General features: G+C 62.7%; 13 protein-coding genes. 4 read left to right on the forward strand and 9 right to left on the reverse strand.

Going from position 1 to position 17,432, the window contains the following annotated elements:
* Positions 1-19 precede the first annotated feature (19 nt).
* Positions 20-1,363: an oxalate/formate MFS antiporter gene (oxlT, locus tag A6V37_RS27730; protein ID WP_064271618.1), complete on the reverse strand. Its 1,344-nt coding sequence runs from the start codon at positions 1,361-1,363 to the stop codon at positions 20-22.
* A gap of 418 nt (positions 1,364-1,781) precedes the next feature.
* Between oxlT and A6V37_RS27735 the strand changes: the two genes are divergently transcribed.
* Positions 1,782-2,729 carry a LysR family transcriptional regulator gene (locus A6V37_RS27735; protein WP_064271619.1) on the forward strand — a complete coding sequence of 316 codons (948 nt, stop codon included), beginning with the start codon at positions 1,782-1,784 and terminating at the stop codon, positions 2,727-2,729.
* A gap of 5 nt (positions 2,730-2,734) precedes the next feature.
* On the opposite strand, the gene A6V37_RS27740 is transcribed toward A6V37_RS27735, so the two are convergent.
* The 6 genes from A6V37_RS27740 to A6V37_RS42590 form a co-directional block, all read right to left on the reverse strand.
* The gene (locus A6V37_RS27740; RefSeq protein ID WP_064271620.1) at positions 2,735-3,625 is read right to left on the reverse strand and encodes an NAD(P)(+) transhydrogenase (Re/Si-specific) subunit beta; all 891 of its coding nucleotides are present in this window, start codon (positions 3,623-3,625) and stop codon (positions 2,735-2,737) included.
* Between the two features lie 75 nt (positions 3,626-3,700).
* Positions 3,701-4,519, reverse strand: coding sequence for a fumarylacetoacetate hydrolase family protein (locus A6V37_RS27745; RefSeq protein ID WP_064286499.1), 819 nt, complete (start codon positions 4,517-4,519; stop codon positions 3,701-3,703).
* Positions 4,520-4,613: 94 nt separating this feature from the next.
* Entirely contained in the window at positions 4,614-5,861 is a 1,248-nt protein-coding gene (gene frc / locus A6V37_RS27750) for a formyl-CoA transferase (RefSeq protein WP_064286500.1), read from the reverse strand.
* Between the two features lie 24 nt (positions 5,862-5,885).
* Complete coding sequence (locus tag A6V37_RS27755; protein WP_064286517.1) at positions 5,886-7,649, reverse strand: thiamine pyrophosphate-binding protein; 1,764 nt, start codon at positions 7,647-7,649, stop codon at positions 5,886-5,888.
* Positions 7,650-7,897: 248 nt separating this feature from the next.
* The gene (locus A6V37_RS27760) at positions 7,898-8,617 is read right to left on the reverse strand and encodes a GntR family transcriptional regulator (RefSeq protein WP_064271623.1); all 720 of its coding nucleotides are present in this window, start codon (positions 8,615-8,617) and stop codon (positions 7,898-7,900) included.
* Positions 8,595-8,810 (reverse strand): hypothetical protein, encoded by a 216-nt coding sequence (locus A6V37_RS42590; protein WP_064271624.1) that lies wholly within the window; start codon positions 8,808-8,810, stop codon positions 8,595-8,597. The genes A6V37_RS27760 and A6V37_RS42590 overlap by 23 nt, the downstream gene beginning before the upstream one ends.
* Before the next feature lie 368 nt (positions 8,811-9,178).
* On the opposite strand from A6V37_RS42590, the gene shiA reads away from it, so the two are divergent.
* The 3 genes from shiA (at position 9,179) to A6V37_RS27780 (ending at position 12,395) form a co-directional block, all read left to right on the forward strand.
* Positions 9,179-10,498 (forward strand): shikimate transporter, encoded by a 1,320-nt coding sequence (gene shiA / locus A6V37_RS27770; RefSeq protein WP_064271625.1) that lies wholly within the window; start codon positions 9,179-9,181, stop codon positions 10,496-10,498.
* Positions 10,499-10,855: 357 nt separating this feature from the next.
* A complete protein-coding gene (locus A6V37_RS27775) occupies positions 10,856-12,259 on the forward strand; it encodes an L-lactate MFS transporter (protein ID WP_064271626.1) in 1,404 nt (467 codons plus the stop codon).
* 10 nt (positions 12,260-12,269) lie between these two features.
* Positions 12,270-12,395 (forward strand): MFS transporter small subunit, encoded by a 126-nt coding sequence (locus tag A6V37_RS27780; RefSeq protein ID WP_064271627.1) that lies wholly within the window; start codon positions 12,270-12,272, stop codon positions 12,393-12,395.
* Positions 12,396-12,499: 104 nt separating this feature from the next.
* On the opposite strand, the gene A6V37_RS27785 is transcribed toward A6V37_RS27780, so the two are convergent.
* Together A6V37_RS27785 and A6V37_RS27790 are read right to left on the reverse strand one after the other, a co-directional pair.
* Complete coding sequence (locus A6V37_RS27785; protein WP_064286518.1) at positions 12,500-16,243, reverse strand: YadA-like family protein; 3,744 nt, start codon at positions 16,241-16,243, stop codon at positions 12,500-12,502.
* Between the two features lie 555 nt (positions 16,244-16,798).
* Positions 16,799-17,224: a DUF3830 family protein gene (locus A6V37_RS27790; RefSeq protein WP_064271628.1), complete on the reverse strand. Its 426-nt coding sequence runs from the start codon at positions 17,222-17,224 to the stop codon at positions 16,799-16,801.
* Positions 17,225-17,432 lie beyond the last annotated feature (208 nt).

Below are 17,432 nucleotides of genomic sequence, written 5' to 3' on the forward strand. Positions count from 1 at the left end.
CGAACGCAGTCCGGCCACCCTATTCCCGAGTTTGCTCGGACCAATGACCGAGCTGCGAGGCATTGCCGGCGCCCGCCACCGCCAGCACACCCTGTGGCTCGTTGTGCGATTCGATCCAGCGCGCGCGCATCGGTGCGAGTACGAATTTGGCCGAGACACCCGCGGCGATCGTCACGATGGCGGAGACAATGAAGACGAGACTCCAGCCTCCCGCCGAGGACAATACCGAGGCAAGCGGCACCAGCAGCGAAGCCGTGCCTTTTGCGGTGTACAAAGTGCCCGCGTTGGCGGCCGCGTATTTGCTGCCGAACGTGTCCGCGCAGATTGCGGGAAAGATCGAAAAGATCTCGCCCCAGAACAGGAAGATCAAAGCTGCGAACGTCATGAACGCATACGGATTGCTGCCGTACTGCATCAGGCCGAGCAACGCCAGGCCTTCGCCGATAAAGATCACGAACATGGTGTTTTCACGCCCGAGCTTGTCGGACATGAAGCCGCAAAACGGACGTGTAAAACCGTTGCAGATGTTGTCGATGGAAAGTGTCGCCGTCAGCAGCGGCAAGGTCATACCGAAGAACGTCATGGGAATGCGGGCGAGACCCCAGTCCTTCGCGATCGGGCCAATCTGCGCGGTCGCCATCAGGCCGCCTGCCGCCACCGCAACAAATGACACGTAGATCAACCAGAACACCGGAGTCCTGATCATCTGACCAGGTGTGAAGTCGACTTTCGTCACCGCGAACTTCTTCTTCGGTGCGGCGTGCTGGCGCAACACCGGTTTCTTCAACAGCAGCGCGAGTGCCAGAATGCATCCGCCTTGCAGAATGCCGAAAAAGAAGAAAGTGTGCTCATAACCCGAGCGGTTAATCATGCTCGCAATCGGAATGACCGTCACCGCCGCGCCGGCGCCAAAACCCGCTGCCGTGAGACCTGCGGCGAGACCGCGCCGGTCGGGAAACCATTTCAGCGCGTTGCCGACACAGGTGCCATACACGCCGCCTGCTCCGATCCCGGCGATCACCGCGGACGCGTACAGCATCGGCAGCGTCGATGCGTAGGAATTCATCACCCACGCAAGGCCCGCGCAAACCGCGCCGCCCGCCACCACCGGGCGCGGACCGAACTTGTCGACGAGCCAGCCCTCCAGCGGTACGAGCCACGTTTCAGTCAGAATGAAAATCGCAAAGGCAAGTTGAATGGAGGCCTCGCCCCAGTGATGCTTTGTGTTCATCGGCGTGACGAACAACGTCCACGCGTATTGCAGGTTGGCCACGAACGCCATGCACACCATGCCGATGACGAGCTGCCACCAGCGATTCGCCCAAAACACGCGGGCCGTGCCCTGCCGATTGATATCGTCCATGCGCCTTGTCTCCGCTATTTATGTCGTGCGGCCGGCCGGCGCCCCGAGGGACGATCCCTTGGGGAACAAGCCGCGCTGCGTGCGTCCCAACTCGTGGTGATGCCTCGGATCGCCTCGCTCGCCGCCTATCGGCAATATCGCGCCTTCAATCGATTCCTTTTAAAAACCGGCCAGCTTGAATTACCGATTTTTAATTTCCTTTATTCCGATCAATTAATGCCTTGCAGTGCGACGAAACACCGGCCGTTTCAGCCGGCACGCCCGCAAGCCACGCGTTAACCCGAGTCCCGCGCCCAGTGGCTCTGCGGCCATTTCGCTTGCGCGGCTTTCTTTTAGAGACCCATGCTAGGGTCATTGCTGAATTACTAATAATTAAAGTTTGTTATTATGTTGATTCACGTTTGCTTATACATCGGCCATGACGATGCGCAATGCCACACTGCGACAACTCAAGGTGTTCGAAACGGTGGCGCGCCACCTGAGCTTCTCGCGCGCCGCTGAGGAATTGCATCTCACGCAGCCGGCCGTCTCCACCCAGGTCCGGCAACTCGAAGAACACGCGGGGCTGCCGCTGTTCGAACAGCTCGGCAAAAAAATCTATCTGACGCCGGCCGGCAACGAGATGCTTCACTACAGCCGCGCGATCATCCAGCAGTTCCACGAAGTCGACGAGGCGATGAGCCAGCTCAAGGGCGTCTCCGGCGGCAAGCTGAATGTCGCGGTGATCAGTGCCGGCGACTACTTCTTTCCGCGCCTGCTGGCCGAATTCACGCGTCGTTACTCGGGTGTCGTGCTCAATCTCTCGGTGCACAACCGCGAGGAGCTGTTGCATCAACTCGCCACCAACCAGACCGATCTCGCCGTGATGGTGCGCCCGCCGCACGAAACCGACGCGACCAACGAAGCGTTCGCGCCTCACCCGTATGTGATCGTGGCGGCGCCTACGCATCCGCTCGCGCACAAGCGCAACATCAAGATGAGCCAGCTTGCGAACGAGGCCTTTATCGTGCGCGAGCGTGGCTCGGACACGTGGAATTCGATGGAAGAAGGTTTCGCCGGGCGCCTCAGCAATCTCAAGATCGCCATGGAGATCAAGAGCACCGAGACCATCAAGCAGGCCGTGATCGCGGGCATGGGCATCGCCTTCCTGTCCGCGCATACCATCAGCCTCGAGTTGCAGCTCGGCCACCTGGTCGTGCTCGATGTCGAAACCTTTCCGGTCATGCTCAACTGGTACGTCGTGCACCGCAAGAACAAGCGCCTGCCGCCGGTGGCGGTCGCTTTCAAGCGCTTCCTGATGGAAGAAGGCGCGACGCTGATCGAGAGCATCACGCGCGTCAGGGAATTGAGCGTTTATAAGCAGTAGTCGCCTCATATCCGCACCCGCGCCGCCCGGTAGCGGGCGCGCACCCGCTTCGGTTCATCCACGCGCCGGCTGTCATGCCGGCCTCGGCGGTGCGCGTAAGCCGTGTTGCGCATGCTCCCCTGCCCGGGTTCACGCAGCGCCCATTCTTGTTGTTCCCCGCCGTGCCATTCGATACGCGCCAGCAGCCCACGCCGCCCCAGGGTCAAACTGTGGCAACGCGCGGCGAAAGCCAGCGCGGGCGAGTCGTGATCCTGTCCCTGGGTGTACTCGCGGCTGATCATCAGATGCACGCCCATCGCGCAAGCCAGCGCGCACATCGCCAGCAGCGCCGCGAATCCGAATGGCCGCGCCTGTTCTGTCACGAAGCCATAGCCGAGCCATCCACACAGCAGCAGTGCGAACAGATTGGCGATGTCGTGACCCGGACGCGTCATCGCGTCGCGCTGTAACGCGCCGAGCAGTTTGCAGAAGACGATCGCCGAGGTGGCGAAAATCAGCGCGCCAATGAACATCGCGGCACAGAGTTCAAGACGTTCGACATCCGCCTGCGCCGAAGACAGATAACGCGCGAAGCCGCCCAGCACGACTGCGAGTCCCAGGACGCTGCCCGACAAGGAGACGAGCTTCGACCACCGGGTCAGATTTCGCCCATGTGCAAGCCAGACCCCGAACAGCGCACTTGCCACCGCAGTACCGGCCAGACCGACGCTCGCGCCGACGCCGGCGGCGAACAGTCCCGCAAGAGCGGCCACCGGTATGCCCGTGTGCCAGAAGGGCCGGCGCACCGGGCGCCGTTCGGGCAGCAGTTGCTCCAGCGCGGCGAGTGCAACGGCCGACACGGCAGCGAGCACAGCGGTCAGCGCAAACCACGCGGGACTGTCATACGCATGCGGCATGCTTGCTCCTCCGAATGGCGGCGCATGGCCGCCAGGCTGATGCATCGCGCGAGCGGTCTAGCCCTCATCGCCCCTTCACACAGCGCTGGCCTCGGCGGCCGCGGCCGCCCCTGCCGTGACTGCACCCGCAGCGCTCAAGGTATTGCTGAGCCTACCGATCCCTTCTATCGCGACCGTCACGGTCGCGCCATCCTTGATCGAGCCCACGCCGACCGACGTGCCGCATGCGATCACGTCGCCCGGTTCGAGCGTGAGATCCTGAGAGATGAGACTCACCTGCTCGGCGGGAGAAAACACCATATCGGCGAGCGGATAGTTCTGCCGCTCCACGCCGTCGAGCGTCGTCGTGAGATGCGCTTTCTGCCACGCGAACCCGGAGACGATCGCCGGTCCGATACAGCAGAACGTATCGAAGCCCTTTGCGCGGCACCACTGCGGGAAGTGCGGATTTTCGTTCAGCAGATCGGCGGCGGTGACATCGTTGACGAGCGTGTAGCCAAAGATCGCCTGCGCGGCCTCTTCGATACTCGCATTGCGGCAACGCCGCCCGATCACGATACCTAGTTCACCCTCATAAACGATCTTGCCCGCGTAACCGGCCGGCCGCCGTATCGGCTCGCCCGCGCCGATCACCGAACTCGCAGGCTTGAGCAGAAACAGCGGATGGGACGGCACGGGTTTGTCCAGCTTTGCCGCCAGCGCATGAAAGTTGTTCCATAGCGCAACGACCTTGCCGGGCGCACACGGCGCGAGCGGCGTGAGGGCGCGCGTCGACAGCACCGCGCCGGTCGGCACTGGCTGTTCAAGGCTTTCGTACTCGTGCAGATAACCACCTTCCACGCGGCCAAATACAACACCACCGTCGTTCGACATGAAACGCATCCACGTATCCATACATCCTTCCTTGAGCGGCCTGACGCACCCACCGAAGGGTCACGCCAGGCACTGCATGCGCGGCAAACGGCGCGCAGGACCGTTTTCCATGTGGCTAGATCGCGCCGGCGGTGCGCAACGCGCTGATCTGCTCGGGCGAGTAGCCGAGTTCCGCCATGACTTCGTCGGTGTGTTCGCCAAGCAGCGGTGAACGTCTGACCTCTGTCGGGCTGTCGGACAATTTGATAGGATTGCCAACGGTCAAATACTTGCCGCGGGTCGGATGGTCCACTTCGACAATCGTGCCGGTTTTGCGCAGCGAAGGCTCCTCGGCGATTTCCTTCATCGAGAGAATCGGCCCGCAAGGAATGTCGTACTTGTTGAGAATCTGCATGGCTTCGAACTTGGTCTTCGTCATAGTCCAGCGTTCGATCTCGGCGAAAATATCCTTCAACCGCGGCAGACGCGCGGCGGGCGTCGCGTAATCGGGATCCGTGGCCCACTCTTCCTTGCCGATCACGTTGCAGATTTTGGCCCATACGGGCGCCTGCGTGATGAAGTAGATATACGCGTTGGGGTCCGTCTCCCAGCCCTTGCACTTCAGAATCCAGCCCGGCTGGCCGCCACCCGACGCATTGCCCGCTCGCGGCACCGCCTCGCCGAACTCTCCGTTCGGATATTGAGGGTATTCCTTCATCATGCCGGTGCGTTCGAGCCGCTGCTGATCGCGCAGCTTGACGCGGCACAGGTTGAGCACGCCGTCCTGCATCGCGGCGAGCACGCGCTGGCCGCGTCCGGTTTGGGTACGCTGAAAAAGCGCCGTGACAATGCCCAGCGCCAGGTGCAAACCGGTGCCGCTATCGCCGATCTGCGCGCCCGTCACAACCGGCGGGCCGTCGTCGAAACCGGTGGTCGACGCCGCGCCGCCCGCGCATTGCGCGACATTTTCGTAGACCTTGCAGTCTTCATAAGGCCCGGGGCCAAAACCCTTCACCGAGGCGACAATCATGCGCGGGTTCAGCTCCTGAATCCGCTCCCACGTGAAGCCCATGCGGTCCAGCGCACCCGGTGCGAAGTTCTCGACCAGCACGTCGCATGTCTGGATCAATGCTTCGAGAACCTGTTTGCCTTCGGGGTTCTTCGTATCGATCGTGACAGAGCGCTTGTTGTGATTGAGCATCGTGAAGTACAGGCTGTCCACGTCGGGAATATCGCGCAACTGCTCGCGCGTGATGTCGCCCGCACCGGCCCGCTCCACCTTGATCACGTCGGCGCCGAACCACGCGAGCAATTGGGTGCAGGTCGGCCCCGATTGCACATGCGTGAAGTCGAGAATGCGCACGCCGTCGAGTGCTTTGCCCATGTCGTATCTCCTGAAGTAGCCGTGTTATTTGTACATGGTCTGGTTCTTCGTCCCCGGTGCGTACTCGCGTGGGTCGACCCAGATGTTGACGACCGCCGAGCGGCCGGTCCGATGAATTGCCTCACGGGCGCGTTGCAAGGCCGCCGCGATCTGCGCCGGGTCCCGCACTTCTTCGCCATAACCGCCCAGCATCTCGGCGAACTTGCTGAACGGCACATCGCTCAGCAGATTGCCGACGTTGCCGCGCTCGTCGCCGTATTTGGCGAGCTGGCCGTAGCGGATCTGATTCATCGCGGAGTTATTGCCGATCACCGCCAGATAGGGCGCGCCGAAGCGATTGGCGGTTTCCATGTCGAACGCGGTCATGCCGAACGAGCCGTCGCCGTAGTAGCACAGCACTTCCTTGTGCGGATGAGCGAGCTTTGCCGCGAGCGCGAAGCCGGTTCCCACGCCAAGCGAGCCCAGCGCGCCCGGGTCCATCCATTGCCCCGGACGGCGCGGGCGAACCGCCTGCGCGGAGATCGTCACGACGTCGCCGCCATCGCCGATGTAAATCGTGTCGTCGGCGAGGAATTCGTTGAGTTCGTAGGCGACGCGATAAGGATGGATCGGTGTGCTATCCGATTTGAAGAGCGGCATCAGCTTGTCGGTTGCGGCAGCTTCCGCGTCCTGCAACTGCTTCATCCACGCGCGGCGCGCCTGCCGGCGGTCGGCCTTCAGGCGACCGCCGGCGGCCTGCAGCACGGCGGCGAGAATCGCCCCCGGATCGCCCACCAGTCCGAGGTCGATATCGCGATTCTTGCCGACCGTGCGGTAGTCCATATCGATCTGCACCAGCGTCAATTCCTTGCTGATGCGCCGGCCGTAGCCCATGCGGAAATCGAACGGCGTGCCCACGACGATCAGCAGATCCGCATTGGCAAACGCCTGCGAGCGGGTACGGTCGAAGTGATGCGGATCGCCCGGCGGCAGCAACCCGCGGCTCGCGCCGTTGAAATAGCCGGGCACGTCGATACCGCGCAGCAGCGCCACGGCTTCTTCATGGCCGCGCGCGGTCCACACCTGCTGGCCGTACAGAATGGCCGGACGCTGCGAGTCCACCAGCAGGTCCGCGAGCTTCTCGATGTCGCGTGGATCGCCGACCGATTTCGTCGAAGCCCGATAGTGCCCCGGCTGCGGCACGACGGCGCGAGCGAGGTCGATTTCACGGTCCAGCACGTCGCGCGGAATTTCCAGGTAGGCCGGACCGGGCGCGCCGTTGAAGCACTCGCGCGCCGCCATCGAGATCATGTCCGCAACCCGTTCGGTGCTGGGGACACTGGCGGCGAATTTGGTGATCGGCGCCATGATGTCGACGTGCGGCAGGTCCTGCAGCGAGCCCATCTTGTGTTGCGTAAGCGCGCCCTGCCCGCCGATATGCAGGATCGGGCTTTCGGAACGGAACGCCGTGGCGATGCCCGTGATTGCGTTCGTGCAACCCGGCCCCGCGGTCGTGACCACGCAGCCGAGCTTGCCGGTCTGGCGCGCGTAACCGTCTGCTGCATGCGCCGCGACCTGCTCGTGGCGCACGTCGATGATGCGAATTCCTTCGTCGACGCAGCCGTCGTAAATGTCGATGATGTGCCCGCCGCATAGCGTGAAGATCGTATCGACGCCTTCGTTCTTCAGTGCCTTGGCCACCAGGTGGCCGCCCGAGACGACGCCCGCATTGCGCGCCTTCTGCTTGAGCGTGTCCTCGGCCGTCGTGCTGCCCGGCGCCGGATTCAGGGATGAAGCCACTGCAGCCATGATCGTCTCCTGATCAATCGTTTGCTCAGCGGTTGCGAAGGACGCGCCCGTTTCAACACACCGGGTCATGCGCTCGATTTCGCAGAGTTGATATATCACATACCATATTTTCGATATCGTCAAGCGCGGTTTATCCCGCACCGCACCGTTTCGCTTCGCTTCGCTCGCAGCAAACAAGAAAGCCCGCGGTGTCTCCACCGCGGGCCCTCTTGCTTGATTACGTCAGACCAGATCCGGCCGGCCGGTCGTCAATCCAGAAAATCGCAATTCACTTCGACAAAGGTGGCGAGATCCAGCGAATGCTGGCGCGTCAGGCGCTCAGCCAGTTCGGTATCGCGCTTCTCGAGCGCCTCGATAATCCGCAGATGGTCGACGATCGAGCGCGACGCGCGGTCGCTCTGCGAAATGGTCATGCGGCGAATCGCACGCACGTGGATGAAGATGTTCTTGATGGTGTCCAGAATGATCTGCGACTTGGACAGTTCGACGATTGCCTGGTGAAACGCGATGTTGGCGTCCGAATATTCGGCAATATGCTCAGCCGGCGTGGCGTCGCGGAAATTGTCGAACATATGGCGCAGACGGGCGATTTCCTCGTCCGTGGCATGCAGCGTGGCAAGACGTGCCGCCATGCTTTCGAGCGCGGCCCACATCTGGATCATCTCGACGATTTCGCGCTTGCTCTTGCGCACGATATAGATGCCGCGCCGCGGCACCATGCGCAGAAAACCTTCCTGTTCGAGCAGCGTCATGGCCTCGCGCACCGGCGTGCGGCTGACGCCGAGCGACTCGCTCAGCACGCGCTCGTCGAGGCGGATTTCTTCGCGGTTCTGATAGATGTCCGCGTCGGCAATGGCCTGGCGGAGCATGGCATACGCCTGATCGCGCAAGCTCACGCTTGCGCCGATGGGCTGCAGTGACAACGTCAGCGGTGTGGCCACTGCTTCAGTTTGAAGTTCTGACGACATTCATCGCCTCTGATTGAACATGTGCACGATACGGTGCTGCCGCCGCACGTTGCTCGCCCAGACCGACGAACCGGCCATGCTGCGCTGCAAGCTGCGCAACCGGGCGCGGAATCAGACGGGTCAGGAGAACCGTGGCGGTAGAGCCCAAACCCACAGCGGCGGTGGCAAGCAGCGCGAGAGGAACATACTGCATGTGTAACTCCGGAATGATTGAGTGAAGGAATAACCCAATCATATGCTGCGACGCCGCAAAAATCAATATTCTGTATGTAGTATATCAGTAATCGTTGTTTTTACGATTGCATCTTCACAGTAGCACGGGCTGACCGCCTCCGCTTCACTGCCTTGCGGGAACACGCAACGCTCGGTGTTAACACGCAAAACGCGCGCTACTCGCGCAGTCGCGTTCGATGATCGCGCAAAAAGAGTCCAATACGGATTGTGATACCGGGCTCGCGTGATTAACCTTCGGACATCCTGCAATTGAACGCCGGCAGCCGCCTTCACCACTTCTGCCGCGCGACACAAACAGCAGCCCGAGCGTTTCAAGGAGACACTGCGATGAGCACCACCATCCCGACGGCCGCCCCGGCCGACAACCGCATGGCGCGCAGCCAGGCCCGCAAGGCGGCGCTCGGCAGTTTCGTCGGCGCCGTAGTCGACTGGTACGACTTCCTGTTGTATGGCATCGTCGCCGCCCTCGTGTTCAACGCCGAGTTTTTCCCGAAAGTCAGCCCGGCCATGGGCACGCTCGCGGCGTTCGCCACCTTCGGCGTCGGCTTTCTGTTCCGTCCGCTCGGCGGTTTCGTGTTCGGCCACTATGGCGACAGGCTCGGACGCAAACGCATGCTGGTGCTGACCGTGATGATGATGGGTCTATCGACCGCCGCGATCGGCCTGCTGCCGTCGTTCGCCAGCATCGGCTGGTGGGCGCCGGTGCTGCTCGTGACGCTGCGCGCGATCCAGGGCTTCGCCGTCGGCGGCGAATGGGGCGGCGCGGCGCTGATGGCGGTCGAAAGCGCGCCGGAGAAAAAGAAGGCGTTCTATAGCAGCGGCGTGCAGGTCGGCTATGGCGTGGGTCTGGTGCTCTCGACCGGACTGATCGCGATCATCAGCCGCTCGATGAGCAACGCGTCGTTCCTGAGCTGGGGCTGGCGCCTGCCCTTCCTGTTCAGCGTGGTGCTGGTGCTGATCGCGTTGTGGATCCGCTCGAGCATGGAAGAGTCGAAGGAGTTCGTCGAGAAAGTCGGCGCGCACGGCGAGCGCAGCGTGCGCCTGCCGATCGTCGAGGCCTTGCTGAAGCATCCGAAGGCGTTCCTGCTGATCATCGCGCTGCGCCTTGCCGAACTGTTCACGATGTATATCGTCACGGCCTTCGCGCTGAATTACTCGACGGCCAATCTGCACATGCCGCGCGAGTTCTTCCTCACCATCGGACTGCTGGTGGGCGCACTGAGCTGCGTGACGATTCCGTTGTTCGCGTTGATGGCGGACCGCTTCGGCCGCCGCCGCGTGTACATCATCGGCGCGCTGATCGGCATGCTGAGCGCGGTGCCCTTCTTCATTGCACTCGAAGCGCGCTCGACGGTATGGATCGTGATCTTCGCCGTCATGCTCGCCAACGTCGCGCACGACATGGTGGTGAGCGTGCAGCAGCCGATGTTCACCGAACTGTTCGGCACCGAGTACCGCTATAGCGGCGCGGGCGTGGGTTATCAGGTGGCGAGCGTGGTGGGCGGCGGCTTCACGCCGTTTATCGCGGTTGCGCTGGTCAGCTTTGCCGGCGGCTCATGGCATCCGGTGGCCGCTTATCTGGCGATCGGCTGCCTGATTTCGGTGCTGGTGGCGGCGAAGATGAAGACTGGGCGCACAGTCGACTGAGTCTTACCGATTCATGGTCGCCCAAGCGGGCCGGCGTGGCGATATTTGCCACTGCCGGCCCGCTTTCTTTTGAGCGCCCGGCAAGTTGTTCCGGCTCGCCATGCCGCGTACGCGAGAGCGCTCAAATTGTGACAAGAGTTCACCAGGCGAACCCCTTATGCATTTTGATCTCATATTGCCAAGGCCAGGCTCCAGTTCTATGGTTATTCGATGCGGATTGCGTCGCTGGGTCAAACGCTGCATATGAAATACAAATACATATATTGACCACAGCCCAGTTTGTCGCGTTGACATTGGGAGATCTCGAGCATTCCGCAGGACGCGCCGATAACAACGAATTCGTCACGGAGACCGACCATGAGCAGCATCACCGACCCGAGCGGAAGTGCAGGTTCCGCCCCATTCTTTTCCAAAAAAGCCACCGTTGCGAAGCCGGGGTTTTCGCGCTGGATGGTTCCACCGGCCGCACTCGCGGTCCACCTCTGTATTGGCCAGGCGTACGCGTTCTCAGTGTTCAACGGCCCGCTGACCAAGGTGATCGGCATTACGCAATCCACCGCCGACGACTGGTCGCTGACCTCGCTCGGCTGGATCTTTTCGCTGGCGATTGTGTTCCTCGGTTTGTCGGCCGCCTTCGCCGGCAAATGGCTTGAACATGTCGGCCCGCGCCGCACGATGTTGACCGCCGCAGGCTGTTTCGGCGGCGGCTTCATGATCTCCGCGCTCGGTGTCTATCTGCATCAGATCGTGCTGCTCTATCTCGGCTGCGGCGTGATCGGCGGAATCGGACTCGGCCTTGGTTATGTGTCGCCGGTGTCCACCTTGATCCGCTGGTTCCCGGACCGCCGCGGCATGGCGACCGGCATGGCGATCATGGGCTTCGGCGGTGGCGCGATGATCGCCGCGCCGCTGTCGGTCGCGTTGATGAACCACTTTCGCAGCGCCACCAGCATCGGCGTGGCCGAGACCTTTGTCGTGCTCGGCATTGCGTACTTCATCTCGATGACGATCGGCGCCCTCGCGATCCGCGTGCCGCCGCCTGACTGGAAGCCGGCCGGCTGGACGGCGGGCGAGACCACGCAAAACAAGATGATCTCGCGCAACCACGTGCACATCGACCAAGCCTTGAAGACGCCGCAGTTCTATCTGATCTGGCTGGTGCTGTTCCTGAACGTGACCGCCGGCATCGGCATTCTCGGCCAGGCCTCGGTGATGATTCAGGAGAGCTTCAAGAACACAGTGACGGCAGCGGCAGCGGCCGGCTTCGTGGGCCTTCTTTCGCTCTTCAATATGGGGGGCCGTTTTGTGTGGGCCTCGGCTTCGGACTGGATTGGCCGCAAAAACACCTACTTCATCTTTTTCGCGCTCGGCGCGGTGCTGTACTACCTGGTGCCGGATTTCGCGGCATCCGGCCAGATCGCGCTCTTCGTGCTCGCTTACTGCGTGATCCTGACCATGTACGGCGGCGGCTTTGCCACCGTACCGGCGTATCTCGCGGACATGTTCGGCACGACGTTTGTCGGCGGCATCCACGGCCGTCTGCTGACCGCGTGGGCCGCGGCCGGCGTTGCCGGTCCGGTGCTGGTGAATTACATCCGCGCCTATGAAGTCGCGCACGGCGTCGCCAAGGCGGACGCCTACACGATGACGGTTCACATCATGGCCGTATTGCTGGTGATCGGCTTCGTTTGCAACCTGCTGATCAAGCGTGTGGATGACAAGCACCACATGACCGACGCACAAATCGCCGAAGGCGCCTAAGGAGCCCTACATGTCGACCACTCAGGCACACCCGACCAACAAGGTCAAACTCACCGTCTTCTGGCTATATGTGATGCTGCCGCTGGCATGGGGCGTGTTCAATACGCTCTCCCAGGCGATGAAGCTCTTCAGATAAGTATCGCCCGGCACCCCGCAGTTCACACAGCGGGGTGCCGGCAGCGACCTGTCGCGCTGCCCCTTGGCTTCGCCAGCGAGGCGCCTCGCGCTCACCGCTTCCTGCTACCACTGATACGCCGCACCGGCCGTGACCGCGGTCGCGGCGGAACTGATGCCCGCGCCGAGTTTCACTTTCAAACTCTGCGTGACGCGCGCCGACAACCCCACCGCGACTGCCTGATAGCCCTTGTAGCCGGCCGTGCCGACGCCGATCGCGAGGTTCTTGTTCGCATCGACTTCGGGGATCGCGGACAGCGCCAGCGCAGATGCCGTTCCAGAGTACGCATTGCGCGCCAGGTCGCTCATGCCGCCCTGGAACTGCCGCATGTTCACGGCATCGGTCGGCGCCTGCCCGGCCGCGACGTTGGTGATACGCCGCTCGCTTCCGGACGCACCCACGGAGACCGTGTTCGTCTGATCGGCCACCGAACCCTCGCCGATTGCCACCGAGTTTGGCGCGGACGCCTTCGCGCCACCACCAATCGCCACGGAGCTGTTGCCGATCGCCTGCGCCGCATTGCCGGAACTGTTGACGGAGACAAAGGGCGTGCCGGTGGTCTGATTGTTCTGCACGACCTGAATCATCTGGCTAAGACTGCTCACACTCTGGTTGGTGTTCCAGAGTTGCGCCCCGGTCACGGCGTCGGTACTGGTGGCCGATAGTTCGCCATCCTTGAGATTGGTGAGTTGCACCTTCGGCGCATTGGCTGCCGTGCCGCCCAGTGTAATCCGGTTATGCGCCGAACTGTCGTATTGGACCGCGTTCGCCACCGACCCACTGAGGTTGCCGAGAGTGGTCTGCAAACCGGCAATATCGCTGCTGTTCTGCATCACGCGGCCGTCCAGATTGGTAATCGCGCTGCCGACGTTGTTCACCACCGTGCCGCCCACGTTGTACGACGGCGCCGTCACCGTCCCGTCCGGATTGACGGCCGCTCCGCCGCCGAGCGCCACCGCCGTGCTCGCCGCCTGGGCATGCAGTTGCGCGCCGTTGACCGCGTCGCTGCTGGTGGCACTGACCGCGCCTTGCGCCACGCCGGTGACCGCCCGGTTGCCCGCCGTGCCGGCCATATTGATCAGCTTGCCGTCGGTCGTCGCGCCGACGTTGATGACGCGCGACACCGGATCTTGCGTGACCATGCCGATGCCGCCGGTGTTCATGTTCTGCTGCAAGGTGTTGAGGCCGTTGTCGAGCGAGCCGAGCGCGTCTCCGACCGTGGTTTGAGTGCCGCCCTGCATGTGGTAGGTGGGGCCCGTCAACGAACCGTCGGCATTGATCTGCGCGCCGCCGCCCAAGGCGACAGCCACCGGCCGGAGCTGGCCGAGGTTGACCGCCGACGAATCTGTCGTGCCCGCCGCGATGCCGGTCAGCTCACGTGCGCCGCCGGTGCCGGTGAAATCGACACGCGCGCCGTCCGTATCTTTCGCCACCGTGAGATTGCGCGACACGGCGTCCTGCTGCACGAGCCCGATCTCGCCGTTCGTGATCTGGTTCGTGATGTTGCTCACGTCGCCTTCGATTGTCGTGGTGCGCTGGTCGAGATGGCTGATGGTCGTGGTGTTGTCCGTGACACGCTGGTCGAGATTGCTGATGTTCGTGGTGTTGTTCGTGACGCGCTGGTCGAGGTTCGCGATGCTGCCGGTGTTCTGCGCGACCGCCTGATTGGTGGCGAACAATTGCGCGCCGTTCACGGCGTCCGAACTGTCAGCGGCAAGGTTCGCGGCGCGCACGTTGGTCAGTTGAACCGGCGCGCCGCTTTTGCCCAGCGTCACCGAGTCGTGTGAAGTCGAGTCGTACTGAACCGCATCGGCCCCCGCCTGAACACTGGTCGTGACGGCGGCCGCGAGCGCGGAACCCACATCGCTGTAAGTGCTGCCACCGACGCTGTAGACCGGCCGTTTGAGCGTGCCGTCCGCGTTGACTGTCGAACCGCCGCCCAACGCCGCCGCCGTATTGGCGGTACTCGCATAGAGTTGCGCGCCGTTGACCGCCTCGGCGCTCGTGGCCTTGATCGCGCCAGGCGCCACGCCGGCCAGCACCCGGTTGCCGCCGAGGCTCGCCATATTGATGCGCTCGCCGCTCGTTGTCGCGCCGACAAGGATGTCATGCGAGACCACATCTTGCGTGACAAGACCGACCGTGCCGAGCGTGATTTGCGACTGCAACGTCGTCAAACCCGCGTCGAGCGAACTGAGCGCGCTGCCGACCGTGGTTTGCGTGCCCCACTGCACATGATAGGTGGGACCGGAGACCGTGCCTTGGGCATTGATCATCGCGCCGCCGCCGAGCGACGCGACCACCGGGCTCAACTGGCCCAGATTGACCGCCGATCCCCTGGTCGTGCCCGCCGCGACGCCAAGCAGCTCCCGCGCCCCCGAGGTGCCGGTGAAGTCGACATGCTTGCCATTCGTGGCGCTCGCCACCATCAGATCGCGCGAGTTCGGGTCTTGCTGAAGCAGCCCCGCTTTCCCGTTAGTGATGTTGTTGACATTGTTCGTGATCGTGGTGATATCGCCGGTATTCTGCGCGACCGCCTGATTGGTGCTGTAGAGCTGCGCGCCGGTCACGGCGTCCGAACTGCCGACAGTCAGCGCGCCCTCCGCGACATTGGTGACCTTGACCGGGAGGGCGCCGTTGCCGAGCGTGACCACGTCATGCTGCGGCGTGTCGTAGTGCACCGAGTCGGCGCCCACGCCCGCGCTGCCCGACACCACCGCAGCCAATGCCGACCCGACATCGTTGTAGGTCGCGCCACCGACCGTATAAGCCGGCGCGACGACCGCGCCGTTCGAGTTGATCAGCGCGCCGCCGCCGAGCGCCGTGGCCACGCCGGCAAGCTGGCCGACGTTGACCGCGTCGGTGGGCCGTGTCCCGGCCGAGACATTGGCGATCTGACGGCCTTGTGCGAGCGTGCCGACCGACACGACGTTGACGCGATCGGCTATCGAGCCAGTGCCCAACGCCACGGAGCCTGTGGCGCTGGCCGATGAGTTCGAGCCGATCGCCATCGAATTCGTGGCCATCGCATTGACGTAGGTGTTGTAGCCGATTGCCACGGATCCCACCGCCGAGGCGCTCGCTTCTGAGCCGATCGATACCGTATTGTTGGCAGCCGAGCGGGAGTTGTAGCCGATCGCCACCGCGTCGTTCGACAAGGCGCCAACTGTCGACATCGTGCCGATGGCGGTCGAATTCGGCGATGCCGCGGCCGCTGCCGAACCGACTGCCGTTGACCAGTTGGAGCCGGCAATCGAGCCACCGCCGACGGCCAGCGCATCGTAGCCGGTGGCGGCGGCCGTCGGGCCGATCGCCATCGCGTTGATGTCGTTCGATGCGCTGGTGCGGGTTCCTTGCACGACGTTCGAACTGACGGCGATATAGTCGGTCACCGGCGTCGTGGCCGCCACGCCCAGCAAGCTGCTCCGGTTCAAACCAGCCAGCGTCGGCAGCGTGGCTGGCGCCACTGGCGAATTGCCGTTGAACACGCTGGCATTACTGATGGCCGCCGCCAGTTCGACGGGGGTGGCCGCGTCCCCTGCCACCTGCGCGCTCGCGCCGGCAGTTTGCGGCGCCGATGCCTCGGCAACCGCAGCGGCAACAGCAAGGCAGCCTTGCTCCGGCGACGTGCATTCTTCGGCCGAGGCCGGTTGCGCGAGCGCCAATGCACTCAGCAACCCTGCGCTGGCGGACACCAGCGCGCCGCGAACCGAGGCGACTTTGGCACCCCGGCTTTTCACCACCTCGGACGTCGCGACGTAAGTGCATGTCGTTCTGTTCCATACCGTCTTATAAGTTCTGTTCAAAATCCCTCCCAATCTCTTCTTAGAAAAAACATTTGCCAAGATTTATCTTATGGCATCCTAAATATATGGATTAAACCAATAGAAACTTAAGAAAACCTCGTGCATTCAATCGACCAGCAACGGCGAAGCACTCAGTGTGCCGTTACGTCACAAATTCAAGGAATTGGGCAAAGTCTTAAAAGCTAATTTTTAGCTTGAATTCGCACAAACGGCATATTCCGTTTAGGACGAAAAATGCCAAACCTCTTAAGTTGCTCAAAAGAGCTTTAGGCAAATTTAGGAAGAGAGTGTGATTTTTCTTAATCAGCGTGCATTGATATTGAGAATCGCGAAGCGAAGTCGCTGATGGACGGCGCCATTGCGGATCCGGATGCTGCTTGCACGTGGGGGCATGTCGAGCCGGAAGGGTGTTGCCGGCATCGTGGGGCGAGTCGCGAAAGACGCACCCGCGCTCGGGGGGACCGCGAGCGCTTCGTCAGCCACCCCGGCGCCTGCCGCGTGCGCACCGCACGAAGCAGGAGTCAACCGGAGCGACGGCGTATGGGCGGCCGCGCCGCCTCAGATCTTCTCGAACAGCACTTCTTGCGCGCCTTCCCACAGCACCTTGGTGCCGAGCTCGCGCAGCTTCTCCTTGCCTTCGACGATGGTCAGGAAATGGTTGCCCGCAAGCTGTCCCAGCTTGCTCGCAAAGCAGCACGAACCGTACGCGAGGATGATCTCGGTCTCGCTGTAGCCGCCCGGGTAGAACAGGATGTCGCCCACCGAAGGATGGCTCGTGTGATTCTCGAAGCCGACCGCCACGCCGTCGTTCTCGAGCTTCCAGTCGCCCAGCGGCACCCAGCAGCCCTCGCCGCTCCAGCGCACGTGGATGATCTTCTGGCGGTACGGCAGGAGCTTCAGGAAGGCGGCCACGGTTTGCGGCGCGTCCGGATGGGTTTCAGCGGTAAAGACATGGCCGCAGGAGGTGATTCGGAGTCGGGTCATCGCCAGGTTTCCAGTGTGAGGGGTTGAATGAAATGGTCGGTCGAACACGGATTGAGGCAAGCCGCGGGCACCCAATTCTCTCGTCCCGTGCAAGGCTTCGACAGATACAGTTGCCGCGCCACTGGTCAGGCCAGTTGGACCAGTTGCACCTTATGCCCAGATAGTGGCCCGCAAACCATGGCGGCACGCGCATGCCAGGTCTTACTCA

The organism is Paraburkholderia ginsengiterrae, assembly GCF_001645125.1.
Classification (GTDB): Bacteria; Pseudomonadota; Gammaproteobacteria; order Burkholderiales; family Burkholderiaceae; genus Paraburkholderia; species Paraburkholderia ginsengiterrae.

Bases quoted from the DNA above. Each gene is read 5' to 3' on its own strand.
- A6V37_RS27790 (WP_064271628.1), bottom strand. From the start codon at position 17,224: ATGACCCGACTCCGAATCACCTCCTGCGGCCATGTCTTTACCGCTGAA.
- A6V37_RS27740 (WP_064271620.1), bottom strand. From the start codon at position 3,625: ATGCCGCATGCGTATGACAGTCCCGCGTGGTTTGCGCTGACCGCTGTG.
- A6V37_RS27755 (WP_064286517.1), bottom strand. From the start codon at position 7,649: ATGGCTGCAGTGGCTTCATCCCTGAATCCGGCGCCGGGCAGCACGACG.
- A6V37_RS42590 (WP_064271624.1), bottom strand. From the start codon at position 8,810: ATGCAGTATGTTCCTCTCGCGCTGCTTGCCACCGCCGCTGTGGGTTTG.
- A6V37_RS27775 (WP_064271626.1), top strand. From the start codon at position 10,856: ATGAGCAGCATCACCGACCCGAGCGGAAGTGCAGGTTCCGCCCCATTC.
- A6V37_RS27735 (WP_064271619.1), top strand. From the start codon at position 1,782: ATGACGATGCGCAATGCCACACTGCGACAACTCAAGGTGTTCGAAACG.
- frc (WP_064286500.1), bottom strand. From the start codon at position 5,861: ATGGGCAAAGCACTCGACGGCGTGCGCATTCTCGACTTCACGCATGTG.
- A6V37_RS27780 (WP_064271627.1), top strand. From the start codon at position 12,270: ATGTCGACCACTCAGGCACACCCGACCAACAAGGTCAAACTCACCGTC.
- A6V37_RS27745 (WP_064286499.1), bottom strand. From the start codon at position 4,519: ATGGATACGTGGATGCGTTTCATGTCGAACGACGGTGGTGTTGTATTT.
- oxlT (WP_064271618.1), bottom strand. From the start codon at position 1,363: ATGGACGATATCAATCGGCAGGGCACGGCCCGCGTGTTTTGGGCGAAT.
- shiA (WP_064271625.1), top strand. From the start codon at position 9,179: ATGAGCACCACCATCCCGACGGCCGCCCCGGCCGACAACCGCATGGCG.
- A6V37_RS27760 (WP_064271623.1), bottom strand. From the start codon at position 8,617: ATGTCGTCAGAACTTCAAACTGAAGCAGTGGCCACACCGCTGACGTTG.